This window comes from Colwellia sp. 5_MG-2023 (genome assembly GCF_030547795.1).
Classification (GTDB): domain Bacteria; phylum Pseudomonadota; class Gammaproteobacteria; order Enterobacterales; family Alteromonadaceae; genus Colwellia.
Map to the genome: position 1 here is coordinate 36,205 of NZ_JAUOPW010000027.1, position 18,697 is coordinate 54,901.

Annotated in this window: 16 protein-coding genes and 1 pseudogene; 13 read left to right on the forward strand and 4 right to left on the reverse strand. The window is 37.1% G+C overall.

The window, feature by feature from the left end:
• Positions 1 to 38 precede the first annotated feature (38 nt).
• The 9 genes from mrcB (at position 39) to Q4496_RS15120 (ending at position 10,900) form a co-directional block, all read left to right on the forward strand.
• A complete protein-coding gene (mrcB, locus tag Q4496_RS15080; RefSeq protein WP_303601772.1) occupies positions 39 to 2,420 on the forward strand; it encodes a penicillin-binding protein 1B in 2,382 nt (793 codons plus the stop codon).
• Positions 2,421 to 2,749: 329 nt separating this feature from the next.
• Positions 2,750 to 3,115 (forward strand): YebG family protein, encoded by a 366-nt coding sequence (locus Q4496_RS15085; protein WP_215974173.1) that lies wholly within the window; start codon positions 2,750 to 2,752, stop codon positions 3,113 to 3,115.
• A 27-nt stretch (positions 3,116 to 3,142) separates the two neighbouring features.
• Positions 3,143 to 3,892, forward strand: coding sequence for a M48 family metallopeptidase (locus Q4496_RS15090; protein WP_303610763.1), 750 nt, complete (start codon positions 3,143 to 3,145; stop codon positions 3,890 to 3,892).
• A 481-nt stretch (positions 3,893 to 4,373) separates the two neighbouring features.
• Positions 4,374 to 6,860: a bifunctional aspartate kinase/homoserine dehydrogenase I gene (gene thrA, locus Q4496_RS15095; protein WP_215974175.1), complete on the forward strand. Its 2,487-nt coding sequence runs from the start codon at positions 4,374 to 4,376 to the stop codon at positions 6,858 to 6,860.
• Positions 6,860 to 7,837, forward strand: coding sequence for a homoserine kinase (gene thrB, locus Q4496_RS15100; RefSeq protein WP_303610764.1), 978 nt, complete (start codon positions 6,860 to 6,862; stop codon positions 7,835 to 7,837). Before thrA ends, thrB begins: the two co-directional genes overlap by 1 nt.
• Before the next feature lie 51 nt (positions 7,838 to 7,888).
• Positions 7,889 to 9,193: a threonine synthase gene (thrC, locus tag Q4496_RS15105; protein WP_215974177.1), complete on the forward strand. Its 1,305-nt coding sequence runs from the start codon at positions 7,889 to 7,891 to the stop codon at positions 9,191 to 9,193.
• Positions 9,194 to 9,215: 22 nt separating this feature from the next.
• Positions 9,216 to 9,929 carry a uracil-DNA glycosylase gene (gene ung, locus Q4496_RS15110; protein ID WP_215974178.1) on the forward strand — a complete coding sequence of 238 codons (714 nt, stop codon included), beginning with the start codon at positions 9,216 to 9,218 and terminating at the stop codon, positions 9,927 to 9,929.
• Positions 9,922 to 10,479 (forward strand): hypothetical protein, encoded by a 558-nt coding sequence (locus tag Q4496_RS15115; protein ID WP_215974179.1) that lies wholly within the window; start codon positions 9,922 to 9,924, stop codon positions 10,477 to 10,479. Before ung ends, Q4496_RS15115 begins: the two co-directional genes overlap by 8 nt.
• Before the next feature lies 1 nt (position 10,480).
• Entirely contained in the window at positions 10,481 to 10,900 is a 420-nt protein-coding gene (locus Q4496_RS15120) for a phospholipase (protein ID WP_215974180.1), read from the forward strand.
• Positions 10,901 to 10,920: 20 nt separating this feature from the next.
• Here Q4496_RS15120 and Q4496_RS15125 read toward each other — a convergent pair whose 3' ends face one another.
• Positions 10,921 to 11,517: a GNAT family N-acetyltransferase gene (locus Q4496_RS15125; RefSeq protein ID WP_303610765.1), complete on the reverse strand. Its 597-nt coding sequence runs from the start codon at positions 11,515 to 11,517 to the stop codon at positions 10,921 to 10,923.
• Between the two features lie 237 nt (positions 11,518 to 11,754).
• On the opposite strand from Q4496_RS15125, the gene Q4496_RS15130 reads away from it, so the two are divergent.
• Positions 11,755 to 13,131 (forward strand): FAD-binding oxidoreductase, encoded by a 1,377-nt coding sequence (locus Q4496_RS15130; RefSeq protein WP_303610766.1) that lies wholly within the window; start codon positions 11,755 to 11,757, stop codon positions 13,129 to 13,131.
• Between the two features lie 79 nt (positions 13,132 to 13,210).
• On the opposite strand, the gene Q4496_RS15135 is transcribed toward Q4496_RS15130, so the two are convergent.
• The 3 genes from Q4496_RS15135 to trxA form a co-directional block, all read right to left on the reverse strand.
• Positions 13,211 to 14,182, reverse strand: a complete 972-nt coding sequence (locus Q4496_RS15135; RefSeq protein WP_303610767.1) for a D-2-hydroxyacid dehydrogenase — start codon at positions 14,180 to 14,182, stop codon at positions 13,211 to 13,213.
• An 83-nt stretch (positions 14,183 to 14,265) separates the two neighbouring features.
• Positions 14,266 to 15,468, reverse strand: coding sequence for an NnrS family protein (locus tag Q4496_RS15140; RefSeq protein ID WP_303610768.1), 1,203 nt, complete (start codon positions 15,466 to 15,468; stop codon positions 14,266 to 14,268).
• Positions 15,469 to 15,687: 219 nt separating this feature from the next.
• Positions 15,688 to 16,020: a thioredoxin gene (gene trxA / locus Q4496_RS15145; protein ID WP_303610769.1), complete on the reverse strand. Its 333-nt coding sequence runs from the start codon at positions 16,018 to 16,020 to the stop codon at positions 15,688 to 15,690.
• A gap of 129 nt (positions 16,021 to 16,149) precedes the next feature.
• Between trxA and Q4496_RS15150 the strand changes: the two genes are divergently transcribed.
• The 3 genes and pseudogenes from Q4496_RS15150 to Q4496_RS15160 all read left to right on the forward strand — a co-directional run.
• A complete protein-coding gene (locus Q4496_RS15150) occupies positions 16,150 to 17,031 on the forward strand; it encodes a LysR family transcriptional regulator (protein ID WP_159817288.1) in 882 nt (293 codons plus the stop codon).
• A 703-nt stretch (positions 17,032 to 17,734) separates the two neighbouring features.
• Entirely contained in the window at positions 17,735 to 18,346 is a 612-nt protein-coding gene (locus Q4496_RS15155) for a DUF6037 family protein (RefSeq protein WP_303610770.1), read from the forward strand.
• A 169-nt stretch (positions 18,347 to 18,515) separates the two neighbouring features.
• Positions 18,516 to 18,697 (forward strand): annotated as a pseudogene (locus Q4496_RS15160) (transposase); the annotation flags it as partial.

Consider the following 18,697-nt stretch of genomic DNA (forward strand, 5'->3'; position numbering starts at 1 on the left):
ATATCATATACTCATCAATGCTAGGATTTTATACCTAAATGACAACAAAGAAGAAAAGTAATAAAGCAGAAAATACTGTTAAATCAAAGCAGGGTAAAAATGTTAGTAAACCTCAAAGAGCATGGTTGCGTCGCATTACTGTTATAGGTGTAAAACTTGCAATTGCGCTTTTTTTTACGCTGGCTATTTTTACTATTTACCTTGATGCAAAAGTGCAGCAAACGTTTGAAGGGCAACGTTGGCAAGTACCTGCACAAGTCTATGGTAAAATTGAATCGTTGGTAATTGGTGAGCGACTCAACCTTAACCATTTAGCACAATCGTTAAAATTAAATGGCTATAAAAAAGTAAGAACTGTTACTGCTTCAGGACAGTATGCTCAATCAGCCCATCGAATTATTATCTACCGTCGTCCGTTTGTTTTTCCACAAACACATACCGTTACTACGACTGATGCCATTCAACTAACAATTGATGTTTCCGCGGGGAAAATAAGTCAGCTTTTTATTGATGATGTTCCCGTAACTTCATTACAGGTAGAGCCCATATTACTCGCTCGATTAGTCCCTAATAACAAAGAAGATCGTATCTTAACGGCTTTAGAAAATACTCCTACGTTATTATTAGATACATTATTACTGATTGAAGACCGTGAGTTTTATCATCACCAAGGTATTTCTCCTTTAGGTATCTTACGTGCGCTTTATAATAATATTATTGCAGGGCGAACTGTTCAAGGCGGGAGCACGCTAACTCAGCAGCTAGTTAAAAATATGTTTTTAACGCAAGAACGTACCCTGACGCGTAAAGTGAAAGAAGCAATAATGGCTATCATTATTGAAGTGCGCTATAGCAAAGATCAATTACTTGAAGCCTATATTAATGAGGTTTATTTAGGTCAACATTATGCGAATGGTATTTATGGGTTTGGCTTAGCAGCTAAATTCTATTTTGGCACAACACTTGAAGAATTAAATAGTGCACAAATAGCCTTGTTAGTTGCACAAGTGAAAGGGCCAAGTTATTACGATCCATGGCGAAACCCTGTTAGAGCAAAAGAACGTCGAGACTTGGTTTTGAGACTTATGTTTGAAGAAAACTTTCTTACGGTCGAAGAGTTTAAACAAAGGGTTAGTTCGCCGTTATCAATACGTAAAAATAGACGCTTCAAAGCGCAAGAGTACCCCGCTTATTTACAAGTAGTACAGCAAGAGTTAAATCAATTGTTACCCTCTGTTCAGCAAAAAAATGGTATTCGCGTATTTACGGGGTTTTCTCACTTATCACAGCAATTTCTAGAACAAACGGTTACCAGTCAGTTAACGGCACTCGAACAAAAATATAAGCAAACTGATTTACAAGCTGCAATGATTGTGACCGATATTAACAGTGCTGAAATTAGGGCATTAGTTGGCGATAGAAAAGCTGGTTACGCAGGTTTTAATCGGGCAATAAATGCGAAACGTCCTATAGGATCATTAATCAAACCGGCTATTTATTTAGCGGCTTTAGAGCGTTATGAACAATTTAATTTTGCTACTTTATTGGCAGATGAACCTATAACCTTAACAAATGGCGTAGATACAACTAGTAAGCAAGGGAGCCAAGCCGAAGCTGCGTGGCAACCTAAAAACTATGATGGCAAGTATCGTCATCAAGTACCGTTAATTGATGGTTTAGTCAATTCGCTTAATATTCCTACTGTCAATTTAGGTATGGCTTTAGGGTTAGATAATGTGGCCAAAGCGATTCATTTATTTGGTTTTGACGAAGATATTGTTATGAGACCGTCAATGCTACTGGGGGCGATTAACATGTCACCTTTACAGATTAATCAGTTGTATTTATCGCTGGCTAATCAAGGCTATGCTGAACAGGCGCATACAATTAACATCATTACGTCCAACAAGGGGGAAACCCTATGGCAATATCAAGCGAGTAATGCTCAAGTTATTTCAACGAATGCTGCTTATTTAATGGATTATGCTTTAACGCAGGTTACTAAAACAGGCACCGCCAGATCACTGACTTGGCGATTAAAAAATAATGAGCTAGCGGGAAAAACAGGTACCAGTAATGATTTACGTGATAGCTGGTTTGTTGGATATGATGACCAGCATTTAGTTACTACGTGGTTAGGTAAAGATGATAATAAACCAACTGGCTTAACCGGAAGTAGTGGAGCTTTGGTATTATTTTCTGACTTTCTTAAAAAGCAAGGCGTTGTGAATAAAACGCGCATTAAACCTGAGGCCATAGCGACAACCTTATTTGAGGAAAAAACAGGGCATGCAGTGTCAGATCAGTGCGATAATACTAAAGCTTACCCTGCAATATCGGCTGGAATAACAGTAAAAGATGGTTGCTTGAAAGAAAAAGTAGATGAACGATCTTGGTTTGAAAAGTTATTTTCTGATTAATATCACCTTATACCATGAAGTAAACTTTAAATATTTACTAGTAAATGATAACCCAATAACTGTTTTTATATACAGCTTGTTATTTGTTGTGATATTGTTAGTTTATTAACAATAAAAATTTTATTTTTATTGAGCTCTCTTTTAATACCAATTTTATTAATTAAGTGAGCAATTTTATAGGTAAAAAAATTGCCAACAAATAGAAGGCATTTATTTTAATAACTAGTGGTTATAATTATTAAATAAATAACGATGTCGTTGGTGATCTTAGCAAGTAGAAATGATCATATAGCTAGTAAAAATTGGTATAACATGACTAAGGAAGAATAATGGCAGTTGAAAGTCGATTCGTCGTCATTAGACACGGGGTGGAGGCAAAAACATTTATGGATAAGAAATCAGCAGATGAATATGACAAAATGTTGGATATGGCTGATAACTTGGCTGATGTATTTGCGCAATCACCAATAGAATTAAGTGACAGTGTTAGCGAAGAACTGAGTATTTATTTAGCTCAACATCGCGAAGAAGTGCTAGTTGCTTTACTTGCGAAGAAACCTGCAAGTAAAGCTCCTACCAAAAAAGCACCTAAGAAAGCCGCTGATAAAACTCCCGAAAAGGTGGCCGAAAAAACAGTTGAAGCAAAACCAGCAAAAGCAGCGACTAAGTCAGCTAAATTAACTAAAGAGAATTGATTTTGTAACGCAAAATCAAAGATTATCATGATTGATTATCAAGTTTTACGCAGTCATCGTAAAACACTTTCGCTGCAGGTAAAACAGGGGCTGGTTTATGTTCGTGCCCCTCATCATGTTGATGAAAAGTTTATTAGCCTCTTTATTCAGAAAAAAAGCGCATGGTTGAAAGCTAAAATTACCGAGCAAAATCAAAGTGCTGATCTTTGTTGTGATTTTACTCAGGGCTCAAAGCTATTTGTATTTGGTCAACTGGTTACACTCAATATTATATTTGCTGATACAGCTGAAAAATTAGATCCAAAAAGTAATGTTGTACTTACCGAAACCACGAGCGAACAACAAACCCTTACTGTTAAATTACCAACACGTATTCAACGTAAACAACTCGATGAATTAAGCTTGGCTATTGCCGTTAAAAAACAACTAGAATGCTATTTTAAACAGCAAGCTCAAAATATTATCTTACCGAGAGTAGAGTATTACGCAAAATTAACCAAGTTAAACTATACCTCAATAAAAATAAGACAATATCGTGCTCGTTGGGGAAGCTGTAATAATAAAGGTGAGCTGAGCTTTAACTATTTATTAATGATGCTACCTAGGCAAGTTATTGATTATGTTATTGTGCATGAATTGTGTCACTTGCGTTATTTAAATCATTCAAAGTACTTCTGGCAATTAGTGGCCAAACACTTTCCCGATTATATTGAAGCGCAACAATGGGTAAAAACGCATCAGTCAGCGTTGTATTGGCAGTCTCCTGTATCGAGTTAACGTTTGCATAAATTCTCATCGACCCAGTTAGCGATAGCGCCTATTGTCTAATGTTTTTCCTATCATTTTATTGGTTGCTCTTGTAATTAATAAACTATGAATATGCAAGTAACGCTAGGTGCATAAAAATCACGCTGTACTTGAACATTTATTAATATCAATGAATATATAGCTATCCTTGAAGATTACTTAAGTGACAATATAGTTGATCAATTAACCACATATAACTTTTTTTTAATATATATGCATATACTATAACTTTTTATTCTCTTTCTAATTGGTCAATAAATGTTGACACTATTAAGTAAATCAGGCATTTTATGACCCATGAATATTACCTTTAGCCAAATTATTATTATTATAACCACCACCACCCGAATAGGATGATGGTTGCAGGCTGACGTGTAAAAAAAATAATTTTATCGAAGCTCGTAACCTGCAAAGGTTACGAGTTTTTTGCTTTCAAGAAAGGGAAAAAATAATGCGTGTACTTAAATTTGGTGGCTCATCGTTGGCATCAGCTGAGCGTTTTCGTCAAGTTGCTGATATCATCAAAGACAAAAGCCAATTGACCAAAGTTGCTATCGTTGTTTCAGCACCCCAAGGTGTTACTAATCATTTGGTAGCTATGGCTGAAAATATTACTGATGAAGCAAAGTTAATCACCGATTTAGGACATTTCAAACGTGCTATTACCACCATTATTGAAGACTTGTCTGCAAGTTTAAGTAACTTTAATTCACATCATTGTGAACAGGCATTAGCTAATTATGAGCATCAGCTACAGCGTTATATGCAAGGCGCTACAATGCTTACTTATTGCCCTGATCATATCCGTGCTCGAATTATTAGTACAGGCGAGCGATTAAGTGTTGCCATTCTTGATTCAGTTTTACAATCTCAAGGTTTACAAGTTTCGTTACTTTCACCTGAAAAATTCCTTTGTACTAATGAATCGTCATTAAATGCTGTGGCTGACTTAGTGCTTTCTAAAGAGAAGTTTTCAATAGAATATGAAAAATTGAATCAGATCTCATTAATGCCAGGTTTCATTGGTATTTGTCTCGGCAAAGATAATAAAGAAGATCAAGTTACTACACTAGGACGTAATGGCTCTGATTATTCTGCAGCCGTTTTAGCAGTATGTTTACAAGCAGAATGCTGTGAAATTTGGACAGATGTTGACGGTGTTTATAATGCTGATCCTCGTATGATTAAAGAAGCTAAACTTCTTGATTACTTGTCTTATCAAGAAGCAATGGAGTTATCTTATTTTGGTGCAAGCGTGTTACATCCGAAAACAATTGGTCCAATCGCTCAATATCACATCCCTTGTTTAATCAAGAATACCAGTAATCCAGCGGCACCGGGTACACTCATTTCAAATGAAAATGATCAGCAAAAGCGCGTTAAAGCGATATCTAATCTTGATGATTTAACTATGGTTAATGTTTCAGGACCAGGTATGAAGGGTATGGTAGGCATGGCAAGTCGCGTATTTGCTACCATGAGTAGAGAAAACATTTCGTTAGTATTAATTAGCCAATCATCAAGCGAATATTGTATTAGTTTCTGTATTCATTCAGCGGATGCTCAACAAGCTGAAGAAAGCTTAAAAGAAGAATTTGAACTTGAATTGCTTAATGGCTTACTTGAGCCGATTGCCCTAAAAGGTCAATTATCTATTGTGTCGCTAGTGGGTGATGGGATGCATCATCAACGTGGTGTTGCCGCTAAATTCTTTAGTTCATTAGCACAAGCACGCGTTAACGTCGTTGCTATTGCTCAGGATTCTTCAGAGCGTAGTATTTCGGTAGTAATAGAAGAAAGAAAATGTACTGCTGCTATGAAAGTTAGTCATCAAAACTTCTTTTCACATAAACCAGCAATTGATGTGTTCTTAGTTGGTTGTGGTGTCGTAGGTAGTGAGTTAATTGCACAAATTTCACGCCAACAAGAAAGCTTGAAAAAACAAAATATCGCCTTAACTGTTTATGGTATCGCCAATTCAAAAGGTATGGTCTTTGCAAAAGAAGGTATTGATTTAGATAACTGGCAAGAAGCGATGGCGCAAGGCATTGAAAATAAAAATGCCGTTGAAGTTAATGCTAAAAACTTAAAAACTTTTGTTAGTGATAACCACTTAATTAACCCTGTTTTAGTTGACTCAACATCTAATGAAGCATTGGCTATGAGCTATGTAGATTACTTGGCGGAAGGTTTTCATGTTGTGACACCAAACAAAAAAGCCAATACTGATTCATGGGAATACTATCAACAATTACGTAGTACCGCACAAGCAACTAATCGTCGATTCTTATATGAAACAACGGTAGGTGCAGGTTTACCAGTAATCGATACCTTACAAAGCTTGATTAAAGCAGGCGATGAATTATTACGTTTTGAAGGTATATTATCAGGTTCGTTATCTTATATTTTTGGCAAGCTTGATGAAGGTATGTCTTTATCAGAAGCAACGGCTATTGCTAAAACAAATGGTTTTACTGAGCCTGATCCTCGTGACGATTTAAGTGGAATGGATGTTGCGCGTAAATTATTAATTATGGCGCGTGAATCTGGCATGCAGCTTGAACTTTCTGATATTAACATTGAATCAGTATTACCAAGTGATTTTGATGATAGTGGTGATGTTGATACTTTTATGAATAACTTATCAAAACTAGACGCTGCTGTGAATGCTCGTTGTGAAGCCGCAAAAGCCGAAGGAAAAGTGTTACGTTATATTGGTAATATTGTTGATGGGAAATGTCAGGTTTCTATTGAAGCGGTAGATGCTAGCCATCCACTTTATAGTATTAAAGATGGCGAAAATGCATTGGCAATACATAGCCGTTATTATCAACCACTACCATTTGTTTTACGTGGTTATGGCGCTGGCGCTGCAGTAACAGCGGCTGGTGTTTTTGGTGATATATTAAGAACACTAGCGTGGGAGCAACAACACTAATGTCTACTTTATCTTCTTCATCAGTGAGTACCTCTGTTTTCGCTCCAGCTTCTATTGGCAATCTTAGTGTCGGGTTTGACGTATTAGGCGTAGCTGTTAAACCTGTTGATGGCACTTTACTTGGTGATGTTGTCACTGTAGAAAGCGCAACGGAAGACAGTTTAGTCGTCGTTGGTGCTTTTGCTGATAAATTACCTAAAGAAAAAGAAAATAATATTGTTTGGTCATGTTTGCAATTGTTTAATCAAGCATTGGTTGCCCAAGGGCAAACCGTTGTTACTGTTAAAATGACCTTAGACAAAAAAATGCCTGTAGGTAGTGGGTTAGGCTCTAGTGCTTGTTCGGTAGTAGCAGCACTTGCCGGCTTAAATACTTTTTACAGTAAACACCATAATTTCAGCTTTGACGAAAAAACTGTATTGAAAATGACCGGGCAAATGGAAGCGCAAATTAGCGGTAGTTTACATTATGATAATGTCGCACCTTGTTACTTAGGTGGTCTACAGTTAATGGTGCCAGATAGCGAAGTTATTAGCCGAGTTTTACCTGGTTTCAATGATTGCTATTATGTTATGGCTTATCCTGGTATTGAGGTGTCAACTAAAGCGGCTCGTGATGTATTACCGACAAGTTATAGTCGTGCTGATGTGATAAGCTATGGTCAAAATTTAGCAACGTTTGTTGATGCGTGTCATCGACAAGACAAAGCGCAAGCATTTTCAGTATTAACGGATGTTGTTGCTGAACCCTATAGAGTTAATTTATTACCGAAATATCAACAAGCCCATGATTATTTAATGGCTGAAGGCGCTCACGCGGTTGGTATTTCTGGTTCGGGCCCCACATTATTTTGTATATGTGATAACGAACAACAAGCACAACGTTATGCGTTATGGCTTAAAGAAAATTATTTACAAACAGCACTAGGCTTTGTACATGTTTGCAAAGTAGATGAAGCGGGTGCAGTAGAAGTTTAATAGCATGGCTATAAGTCGCTAAACATATTTAAGAATTAGTAGGATAAAACAGTGAAATTTTATAACTTAAAAGAAAATGACGAGCAAGTAAGTTTTGCTCAAGCAGTTAAGCAAGGTTTAGGTAAAAATCAGGGGCTGTTTTTTCCTGAAACTATGCCTAAATTTGACAATATCGATGAATTATTAGCACTGCCACTTGTTGAGCGTAGCGTTAAGATTTTACATCCTTTTGTCGAAGATGACCTTAGCGAAGCTGAATTAACCCAAATTGTTACAGATGCTTTCAATTTTCCTGCTGTGTTACAACCTATTAGTAACGATCGTGCTATTCTCGAATTATTTCATGGACCAACATTAGCATTTAAAGATTTTGGTGCCCGTTTTATGGCGAAATGTTTACAAGCATTTGTTGCCAAAGATGCTAAAGCGACAGGTGAAACGAAGCCGTTAACAATATTAACAGCTACTTCTGGTGATACTGGTGCTGCTGTTGCTCATGCTTTTCATGGTATTGATAATATCCGTGTAGTAATTATGTACCCTAAAGGTAAAATTTCACTGCTTCAAGAAAAAATGTTTACTACCTTAGGTGGTAACATTGAAACATTGATGGTTGATGGTGATTTCGATGACTGCCAAGCATTAGTTAAAAAATCTTTTGACGATAAAGAGCTAGCTAATACTATTGGTTTGAACTCTGCTAATTCAATCAATATTAGCCGTTTATTAGCGCAAATTTGTTATTACTTTGAAGCTGTTGCTCAACTTTCTCGTGCTAAAAGCGATTTAGAAAATATTGTTTTTTCTATTCCAAGCGGTAACTTTGGTAACTTAACTGCTGGTTTGTTTGCTAAAGCAATGGGTTTACCAATTAAGCGTTTTATTGCCGCAACTAACTTAAACGATACTGTGCCACGTTATTTAGAAACAGGTGAGTGGACCCCTAATACCACGGTTGCTACTATTTCTAACGCAATGGATGTGAGTAATCCTAATAACTGGCCGCGTGTAGAACACATGCTTAAGTCAGGTATTGTTGAAGATGGCTGTGTAACATCAGTTTCAATTGACGAAGAGCAAACACAATCTACAGTTATTGGTTTAGGTAAGTTAGGTTATATTAGCGAACCACATGCAGCTGTTGCTTATAAAGCATTAAAGCATAGTGCTGAAGAAGGTGAGTTTGGCGTTTTCTTAGGAACTGCTCACCCTGCTAAATTTAAAGATGTGGTTGAAAGTATTTTAGGTCAGCCTTTAGGGTTACCAAAAGAGCTAGCAGACTGTGCAGGCGAGCCAATCTTATCGCAAGATATGAGTACCGACTTTGCAGACTTACGTGCTTATCTTTTAAAGTAACACACAGAAATAAGCGTTTATTATGATCAAACCTCACTGGCAGCAGATAATTAAGCATGAACAATTGCAAGATTACTATTGCCAGCTACAGGCTGAAATTACTTATCAAAGAGCGCAGGGAATTACTATTTTTCCTGAAGAAAAAGATGTTTTCAGAGCATTTGAGTTTGCAGACTTAGCAGATGTAAAAGTGGTTGTGTTAGGCCAAGATCCCTATCATGGTGTTTCAGGAAAAGCGGCCTTAAAACAAGGCATGCCTGATGACATTCCTCAAGCTCATGGTTTAGCTTTTTCTGTTCAGTCTGGCGTCAAAGTCCCACCTTCATTAGTGAATATATACAAAGAATTAACTACCGATATTGAAGGTTTTGTTACGCCGAAACACGGTAATTTAACCGCTTGGGCCGAACAAGGTGTTTTATTATTAAACACTGTGCTGACAGTACAGCAAGGCATGGCGCATTCACATGCTAAGTTAGGCTGGGAAGCTTTTACCGACAAAATAATTGAACAAATTAATCGACACAATAAGGGCTGTGTTTTTATTCTTTGGGGCGCTCACGCACAAAAGAAAGGGCGCAATATTGATAACGCAAAACACCTTATATTAAATGGTCCTCATCCATCACCGCTATCCGCTTATCGCGGTTTTTTTGGCAGTCAGCCTTTTTCCAAAGCAAATAATTGGTTGGTAGCGCAAGGTGTCGCTCCAATAGATTGGTGCTTAAATGCTTAACGTTGCTCAAAATGTTGGTTTTGGGGATAAGTGTTGTAGCATAGCGGTATATATTGGTAATCAGCCACCAATGGAGCAATATCAAGAATTAAATCAATTAACCACGCTTAGCTCAGGTGATATTGCTAATATAGTGCAACATTGCGGTAACGGCTGGCGTAAGGTTTTTAATGTTTACGCAAAGCTACTCTATAGCTTAGATACAGAACTTTTTTCTTTCAAAAAATTAGCCCCTACATGGCAAGAGTATAGGGACAGCTTTTTATTACAAGCCCATTCCAATACCGCATTATTATTCAATGCACCGATTTTATCGAGTCATAACCAAACAGCCTTTTCACACGAAAAAGTTATCCATATTATTATGGGAAAAACCTATGCTAAGTCATTAGTTAACTCACAACTATTAACGGCACCACTGACTTGGCTTGATGAGGAGTTTGCGATTAACCAGCAAGAAAGTGTTATTGTTTGTCCTTATTTTGATTATCGCCAATTATCTAATATCAAAATTGTAAGGTTAGCAGCATTAATGAAAAGTGTGCGTTAGCATGTTGATACGTATTTTCATTGTACTTACGTTTGGGATCTTTGGATCTGTTGTATTCGCTGACACGTTAAAGCCTTTTACAAGTGATGGCTGTAGTGCATTTCCTGACGGTACTTTTGCACAAAAGAAATTGTGGTTAACCTGTTGCCAACGACATGATTTTGATTATTGGCAAGGAGGCACCTATCAACAACGATTAGCATCGGATAACCGTTTAAAAATGTGTGTAACACAAGTAGGCGAGCCTACTATTGCTGCACTGATGTTAGCGGGTGTCAGGGTGGGTGGTACACCTTATTTACCAACAAGTTTTCGATGGGGTTATGGTTGGAGTTATCCTAGATTTTATGGCGCGCTTTCTGTCGAAGAGTTGCGACAAGTTCAAATCCTTTCAGCAGATATAGTGCTCAACGTAAATTGATTTAGCAGGTTGGAATGGCGTTATTTAAAATAAATAATCATTTCCGCAGCTTCACAATGGCAGTCATACCCACACAAAGTACAGTTATATCCCTGCTTACTGTCTTCGTTCCATTTATCTGGGTGAGATTTAACTAATTCCCCACCGCAATGCGTAAAGTAAGCGACAGCGCTATTATTAGGGCTCTGTTTCCAAAGGTGTGATATTCCAGCTTGAGCGCCTTGCTTTTTAGCGGTTTGAATAGAGAGTTGTAATAATGCTTTTCCTATACCTAAACCACGATATGCTTCATCTACAGTATTACACTTGAAGTAACAGCATTGCTCTTTAGGTACTTGCCATAACTCTGGGCTATACCATTGATCTATATTCCAATGCTCTGGCGCAAAAGTAATCCGAAAACCAATAAGTTTTTTATCGAGCTCTGTTTTGTCAGGGCTTGCATCTGAATTCCATAATGCGACATAACAACAGTTTTCACTTTTACTTATGCCACGTGAAGCCCAGTCGGCGATGCTTTCTTCATTGAGGTAGCCATCACCATGTACTTCATTAGCTAAATGAATAACCTGTTTGAAGTATTGTGGTGTTAATTTTTCGTAACTAACATGTGGCATAATATTTATAAAAACTCCGCATTAAGGTTTATCAATAAGCTCACACTTGCTTTGGTGAGTATAGCGATCATACCGCAAATAAATAAAAAATAACAAAATCATCTCACTATAATATAAAGTGTATTCATGCTTAATGCTCATATAGAGTAAGAGTTAATTCACCTAGTCAGATTAGAGTGATAAACAATGACTGTCTATGAGACAGCTAGTAAATTTCAGTAATTGAGAGAATGAAAGATGTACGATCCCATGTTAGATGATTCACCTGGTTGTGGTATTCATTATCCTAATAGTTATTGGGCAGATGTTTCTGGAGGGCATAGCGAGAATAAACCTGAAGATGACGGACCGCTTACCAAAGATATTACAATTGACATTGCCATAATAGGAGCGGGTTATACCGGACTTTCTTGTGCGCTACATTTGGCGCGCGAACATGGTGTTCAGGCACATATATTTGAAGCGAATCAAACAGCGTGGGGATGTAGCGGTAGAAATGCTGGCTTTATTTTAAAATCATCTGGCAGAAAACCTTACACTACAATGCAAAAGCAATGGGGTGAGGAAGTTATGCGTGGTATCTATCAAGAAATGTGCGCAGGTGTAGAAACCGTTAATAGCTTAATTGGCGAAGGGATTGATTGCGACCAACAAGAGGCCGGTTATATTAAAGTTGCTCATAATCCGAATATGTTTAAGTCACTGCAAACACAGGCGACATTGCAGAAAAAAATGTTTAATTATGATGTACAAGTACTCTCAAAAAATGAATTACATCAGAATTTTATGGCTGATGAAAATGCCTATGGCGCTATTCGCTATCAAGATGGTTTTGGGTTAAATCCGCTTAAATTAGCGTGGGGTTATCAAAAATTAGCACGTCAAGCGGGCGTAAAAGTACATACGTCAACACCAGTACAGTTTGCACAAAGTAAATCCAAGCATCAAGCTGGACAGGATATTGTGCTTACTACGCCGCAAGGCACTGTTAAAGCTAAAAAAGTAGTTATTGCCACTAATGGATATACACCTAAAGGGTTTCATCCTTTAATAACGAATAGAACCTTACCTGTATTGTCACAGATTATAGTGACTGAGCCGTTATCGGCCGAGCAATTAGCGGCGTGTAACTTTTTAACGAGTAATGTGGTGATGGATACACGCGCACTAAAGTACTATTACCGAAAACTACCTGATAACCGTATTTTATTTGGCGGAAGAGGTGCTATTACAGGTAAAAGCGCTGATGATCCTTATTATGCTAAACGATTGTTATCGGTGTTAAAAACCAGTTTTCCAGCGCTTACTGCATTGAATATTGACTATGCTTGGTCAGGTTGGATTTGTATGGCACTTGATGATTTACCGCATATTTACCAAGGTGACAAAGGTACTAAGGATGAAAATATTTTTTATGCCATGGGCTATTGTGGCAGCGGTGTGTCATTTTCGGTACAAGCAGGTAAACGTTTAGCCGAGAAAGTGGTAGGAAAAACATTACCAAACCTGCCTTTGTACAACACAGCATTACCTAAATTTCCCTTTGCCCCATTACGCAGAGTAGGGCAATGGGGATATTTTCATTACGGTATGATTAAAGACAACTATTTCTAGGTTAATTAATTGTCGGCCGTCGATGCTAGGCTAATTGATCTTAGCCTACTTAATTTTGGCTTAGTTAATGTTAGGCCAATTAAAGGCTGTCGAGGCGACTCAACTTTTTACCTTGTTTAAAGGCGGCAATATTCTCGCTAAGCAAATCAATTAACCGTTGCTGCGATTCATTACTTGCCCAAGCAATATGCGCCGTAATTTTTAAATTATCGACACTGTTTTCTTGTAAGGCGATGAGTAATGGATGATCAGCCGGTGGTGGCTCTTGCTCTAATACATCAAGCACAGCGTAAGCTATTTGTTTAGATTTTAATGCAGCCAGTAAATCAATGCTATTGACTAATGGACCACGTGCGGTATTAATTAACAATGCGTTAGGCTTCATCTTAGCTAAAACGTTTTTATTAATTAAGTTGGTTGTGTCTTTGGTTTGCGGGCAATGTAAGCTGATAATATCTGCTTGTGCTATCGCTTGGTCAAAGCTAACTCTGCCTTGGCGCACTGTCGTACTACCTGGGCGTTCACTAATTAATACCTGCATATTAAAGGCCGTCGCAAGATCGACCACCGTTTTTCCTAAACATCCGTAGCCAATAACGGCTAAGGTTTTACCTGAAAGCTCGGTAATTGCATTGCCATGATAGCAAAAAGTATCACTTTTTTGCCAATGCCCCTGAGCGGTATTGTTATTATGGTGTGATGTTTGTTGATAATACTCAAGTATTTGAGCAAAGACATATTGCGCAATAGAATTACCAGCATACCCACTAACATTGGTAACAGCAATATTGTGTTGGTTTGCCGCGTCGATATCAATATTGTTATACCCGGTAGCAGCGATACAAATTAACTTCAACTGTGGTAGTTGCGCTAACATTTCAGCGGTAAAAACTACTTTGTTAGTGATAATAATTTCAGCATCTATACAGCGTTCAAGTATCTGCTCTGTTGTCGTTGTTGGGTAGCAAGTAAGGCTAGTAACTGCTTGCTCTATTGTCGCAAAAGATATGTTTGCGCTAAAAGTTTTACTATCTAAAAAAACGGCTTTCAAATTGAATTATTTCCTATTGTCTTTATTGTCATCTTGCATGTTAGCAGTTTTTCGCCACTTAGCATTAATAAGGCTACGTTGCTTTATCCAGGGCGACCATCTTTTCTAGCGCGCATTAACATAGGCGCATAAGTTATTACAAATACTCCAAATGCTAATAGCCAAAAAGATCCACTAATATCGATAAATAATAGCGTTTTTTCAGGCGCAATCCAGGGACCAATAGCACGCATTAGTGCAGCCAGTGTAATGAATATATAAGCCAATGTCATTGCTTTTGGAGGAGATAATGGGCGACCGGTATGACCTAGTGACACCCTTGATATCATAGCTAAAATTAAACCACCCATGCCGCCAATAGTGAGCAAATGCCAAATATGATTACTTGGTATTTCAGTCGTTAAGTAACTAGCGCCTAAAATGATTAACCCATAAGCAATAAATTTAATTGAGATATGTAAAGACCATAATAGGGGGACTTCAAGCGTTAACCAAGGCTTCCATCTTAACCAGCGCATTGTTTGAAAGCCCCCAGCAATAATTAATAACACGCCAAAACTTAAATCAGCAAAGCCGATAACAGGCTCTAATAACAAATACAACATGGCGATACCTAAGCTACCATTAGTGAGCAGATCTAACCATGGTAAAGGGGTTGCTTTAGGGGTATTCGTTCCGTTAGCAGTAAACATAGGCGTAACGCGCCCCGCCATTACAGACATTAAAAAAGTGACTAGCATCACGCCTGCGTAGGCTGAATAATTGATGGTAAAGGTGTCAGGATAATAAATCGCTAAATGCATTTCTAAATTGGCAATAGAAAACAATAGTAATAAAGGAACAAAAAATAAATTGCGATATTGTTTAATCGCTATCAGTGGTTTTGCTAAAACAAAAGCAACGGCAGGCAGAAAGCTTAAATCAAGAATCGTTGTTAATGAATGGCCAAATATGTCAGGAAACAGCAGGGCAATACGGCCCGTAAGCCAAATTAAGAACAACATCAGTAATGTGCTACCTTGAGCACCACGCGCTCCAGTCCAATTTTGTACAGCGGTCAGTAAGAATCCTGCAATAATTGCACAGCCAAAACCAAAAATCATTTCATGAATATGCCACCAATAACCACCACCCAAAGGTGATAAAGTGATTGTGCCCTTATACATTAATAACCAAAGTATGACCGCCACCATACTGAAAATAGCACCACTAAGAAAAAATGGCCGGAAGCCTAAACGTAGTAGTGGTGTGATTTTTTGATCTTTTTCTAGGTCGGTAATTTGCATCATTGTTACCTTGTAAAATTCTTGAGTAATTTACTCGGGTATTATGGAGGTATTGTAATGAAATAGTTTTTAATTTGCTTGAATTAGATCAATAAAATGCTTTTATCAATGAAATGACAACAGAATAAAATAGGGGAAAAGGTACCAACCTAAGTCAGATAAAACCTTGCTTGCTAGGTCGATCTTAACTTAGTTGGTATTTACTTAGCTAGTACGAGCTTATTGATTAACGAAAGCTCTAATTTTACTGACCGATGAAGCCCCAACATTGGTTGCAATTGGTTCACCATTTTTTAATAACAGCAGTGTTGGAAGACCTCTAATACCATATTTTACCATTAGCTCTTGACTATTATCTGCGTCAATTTTAACTACTTTAAGGCTTTCGTTCTCTTGTGCTATTTGCTCTACTACAGGCGCAATCATTTTACACGGCCCACACCACTGGGCGTAAAAATCAACCAGAACATCTCCTTCAAATTGCAGTACCTCTGTCTCATATTCTTCTGCAGTGATGGCTTTAACGGTATTTAATTGTGTTTGAACAGTCATTTTTTATTCCTTAAGTTTACAAATAGGTTTCCAAATAAATATACAAACCGAAGTATATTCAAGTTGTATTAACTTGATTAGCCGTGTTTAATGAGAACTATTGTTCCATAAATGAAACAGTGATGTTTAATGATAACGAATTTAGATGATCTATTACTTTTTGTTGTATTAGTAGAAGCTGGGACTTTTACCGCGGGCGCCAAAAAACTCAACATGCCTAAATCAACATTAAGTAGGCGGCTAGCGCAGTTAGAAGATAAGTTAGGTAGTGAGTTATTGATACGTACTACACGTAACCAAACGTTAACAGAAAGCGGGCGCTTACTTTATTGTGCTTGTAAAAACCACATTGATGCGTTGAGCAAAGTGGAAGAGAAAATTGGCTCATTGATAGACCAGCCACAAGGTAATTTGAATATTCTATTACCGTTAGAATTCTTCAATAAAGTGATCAGTACCTTGATTGTAGATTTTGTGCAGTTATATCCAAAAATTGCCTTGAACTGTCAACATTACTCAGCAGCAATGCCTGAATTTGATCATCATTACGACTTATGTTTTGTGTTGCACGAGCAGACATTACCAGCATCTAATTGGATAGGAAAAGAACTATTAAGTTTTCCTCAATCTATTTATGCGTCATCAGAATTTGATACGCGCAACATTAAAACACCAGAAGATTTATCTCAATACCCCTGTATTCTATCGGAGGATGGCCAGCCATGGTTTTTTCGTGATAATAATAAATTACAAGCCGTTTATGGTCAGAACCGTATTACGCTCTCTAGCCCTGAAATGCGTTTACAGGCGACTCAGAAAAATCTTGGTTTGTGTAAGCTTGCTGATTATGTTTTACAGTCTTCGTCTCAAAAAGAGCAGCTACAACGTTTATCACTAACTAAAAAACCGACGGCGCAACGTTTAAGCGTGCTGTATCAAAGTAGAAATGTTGCGATGAAAACCCGCATTTTCTTGGATTTTTTTCAAAGTAATATTGGTCAATTACTTTGATTTTATAGCTGCTTAAATGTAGCTGTATATAAATACAACTTTTTGTGGTTTCTCCTTTCTACAAGAAAGAAGGAAAAATGCCTCCTTTCACACGTCAACCAGTCAAATGGTATGTTTTTAACTAATTGATTTGCTGATAACAATCGAGTAATGTGAATATATTATAAAATTATGGACGATTGATATCCTCTTGTAGAAAGAAGGTATGTTGCATCATAATAAAGCTGTTAGATGTCTCACAATTATTAATTTTCATTGTATTTCTGGGATTTTGATTATTATTTTTTGGTTTTAAGTTCCGGCATAAGTTGTCAATTATGCATCGAAGCCTTACTTAACAAAGTGTTTCGTCATTCATCGAAAAATTTAGTACAATCTGTTTCATCAAGTTTTCCATGCTGTCACAAAATTTGTGAGTATAGAAAATATCAATTTAAATTTAGGTGGCACTTAATTAATATGTCATCTAACAAGGCGTTTAAGTCCGACGCAATACGTTCCGTTTTTTTTGTGCTTCGCTTCGCGAATTATTGCACAAAAAAACTCCACGCATTGCACGGCTTAACTTGGCGTTATATTGCTATATGTTCGCGTTTGCCTCGCTGTGAGACTATGTGATTTTACTAAGCTGATGAAAATTTAATAAATTTTTTGAAATAGTTTTACAGTAGTAGGTAAATTTTAATCTAGAATGGAAAATAATATGAGTGTTTTTGAAAACTTTCGGCATCTTAAAAAAGATATGGAGGATAATGGTTGGGTTATTGATGCTTTTCCATTTCAATACAATAATTTTAACTATATAGTTTTAGCTAAGTTGTATCTGGGTAATGAAAAGAAACCTAAATTTGCTCTCATGAAAACTAAAATAATGAGAAGGTGCGATGCGAGTATAAATATAACCATTCCTGTGAATGTGAACGGGTTTATTATCAGAACTGAAGACGTAAAAGAATTTAGAGAGTTTTTTGGTATAGAATATGCACCCAATCTTGGTGATATATTGACACAATTCACTGAAAACTTTGCTAGGTTTATACCCACCCAAATTACTTTAAATAAACCTGATTGGTTAAAAGATCCAATGGTTAACGATTTATCCTCAAGTGACAGTGAGAACCCCAATAGACGGTTCTGCTATGATGTCCGTAGAAGTGGAAATAGATCACCGTTTAATGATAATAAAACAAGATTGCTTAGGCCTGATCTTTATTTACTATTTTGCGATGATCAATCAATTAGTTTTTTCTATTCATCAGAGATCGAGCAAGAAGAAACTGATGAAGAAATATTAGCAAAATTTAGTAGAAGGTAATCTACCTAAATAGCACTTTTGATAAGAGCAATATAACAAGGCGTTTAAAAAATTAATTAGGACAGTCGCTCAAATTTTTTAAAGAAATTAAGCGGGCACTCGCTTAAATTTGAACAACACAGATTTCTCTACTAAGGTTAATAAATAAACTGTAAGTGGGAAGGATTCCATGACAACCCCAAGAAAACAACTTATTAGCTTAGCTGATACACCTTATTATCACTGTATTTCACGTTGTGTTCGTCGTGCCTTTTTGTGCGGTGAAGATAAAAACACAGGGAAAAATTTTGACCACAGGCGAGGTTGGGTAGAGGATAAATTACTTAGCCTAACGCAGGTGTTTGCCATTGA

What these genes read in the sequence shown, in the direction of transcription:
- Q4496_RS15115 (WP_215974179.1), top strand. Translation starts at nt 9,922, where the DNA reads ATGCTTAACGTTGCTCAAAATGTTGGTTTTGGGGATAAGTGTTGTAGC.
- mrcB (WP_303601772.1), top strand. Translation starts at nt 39, where the DNA reads ATGACAACAAAGAAGAAAAGTAATAAAGCAGAAAATACTGTTAAATCA.
- thrB (WP_303610764.1), top strand. Translation starts at nt 6,860, where the DNA reads ATGTCTACTTTATCTTCTTCATCAGTGAGTACCTCTGTTTTCGCTCCA.
- Q4496_RS15130 (WP_303610766.1), top strand. Translation starts at nt 11,755, where the DNA reads ATGTACGATCCCATGTTAGATGATTCACCTGGTTGTGGTATTCATTAT.
- Q4496_RS15155 (WP_303610770.1), top strand. Translation starts at nt 17,735, where the DNA reads ATGAGTGTTTTTGAAAACTTTCGGCATCTTAAAAAAGATATGGAGGAT.
- Q4496_RS15140 (WP_303610768.1), bottom strand. Translation starts at nt 15,468, where the DNA reads ATGCAAATTACCGACCTAGAAAAAGATCAAAAAATCACACCACTACTA.
- ung (WP_215974178.1), top strand. Translation starts at nt 9,216, where the DNA reads ATGATCAAACCTCACTGGCAGCAGATAATTAAGCATGAACAATTGCAA.
- Q4496_RS15125 (WP_303610765.1), bottom strand. Translation starts at nt 11,517, where the DNA reads ATGCCACATGTTAGTTACGAAAAATTAACACCACAATACTTCAAACAG.
- Q4496_RS15120 (WP_215974180.1), top strand. Translation starts at nt 10,481, where the DNA reads ATGTTGATACGTATTTTCATTGTACTTACGTTTGGGATCTTTGGATCT.
- thrA (WP_215974175.1), top strand. Translation starts at nt 4,374, where the DNA reads ATGCGTGTACTTAAATTTGGTGGCTCATCGTTGGCATCAGCTGAGCGT.
- Q4496_RS15090 (WP_303610763.1), top strand. Translation starts at nt 3,143, where the DNA reads ATGATTGATTATCAAGTTTTACGCAGTCATCGTAAAACACTTTCGCTG.
- trxA (WP_303610769.1), bottom strand. Translation starts at nt 16,020, where the DNA reads ATGACTGTTCAAACACAATTAAATACCGTTAAAGCCATCACTGCAGAA.
- Q4496_RS15150 (WP_159817288.1), top strand. Translation starts at nt 16,150, where the DNA reads ATGATAACGAATTTAGATGATCTATTACTTTTTGTTGTATTAGTAGAA.
- Q4496_RS15085 (WP_215974173.1), top strand. Translation starts at nt 2,750, where the DNA reads ATGGCAGTTGAAAGTCGATTCGTCGTCATTAGACACGGGGTGGAGGCA.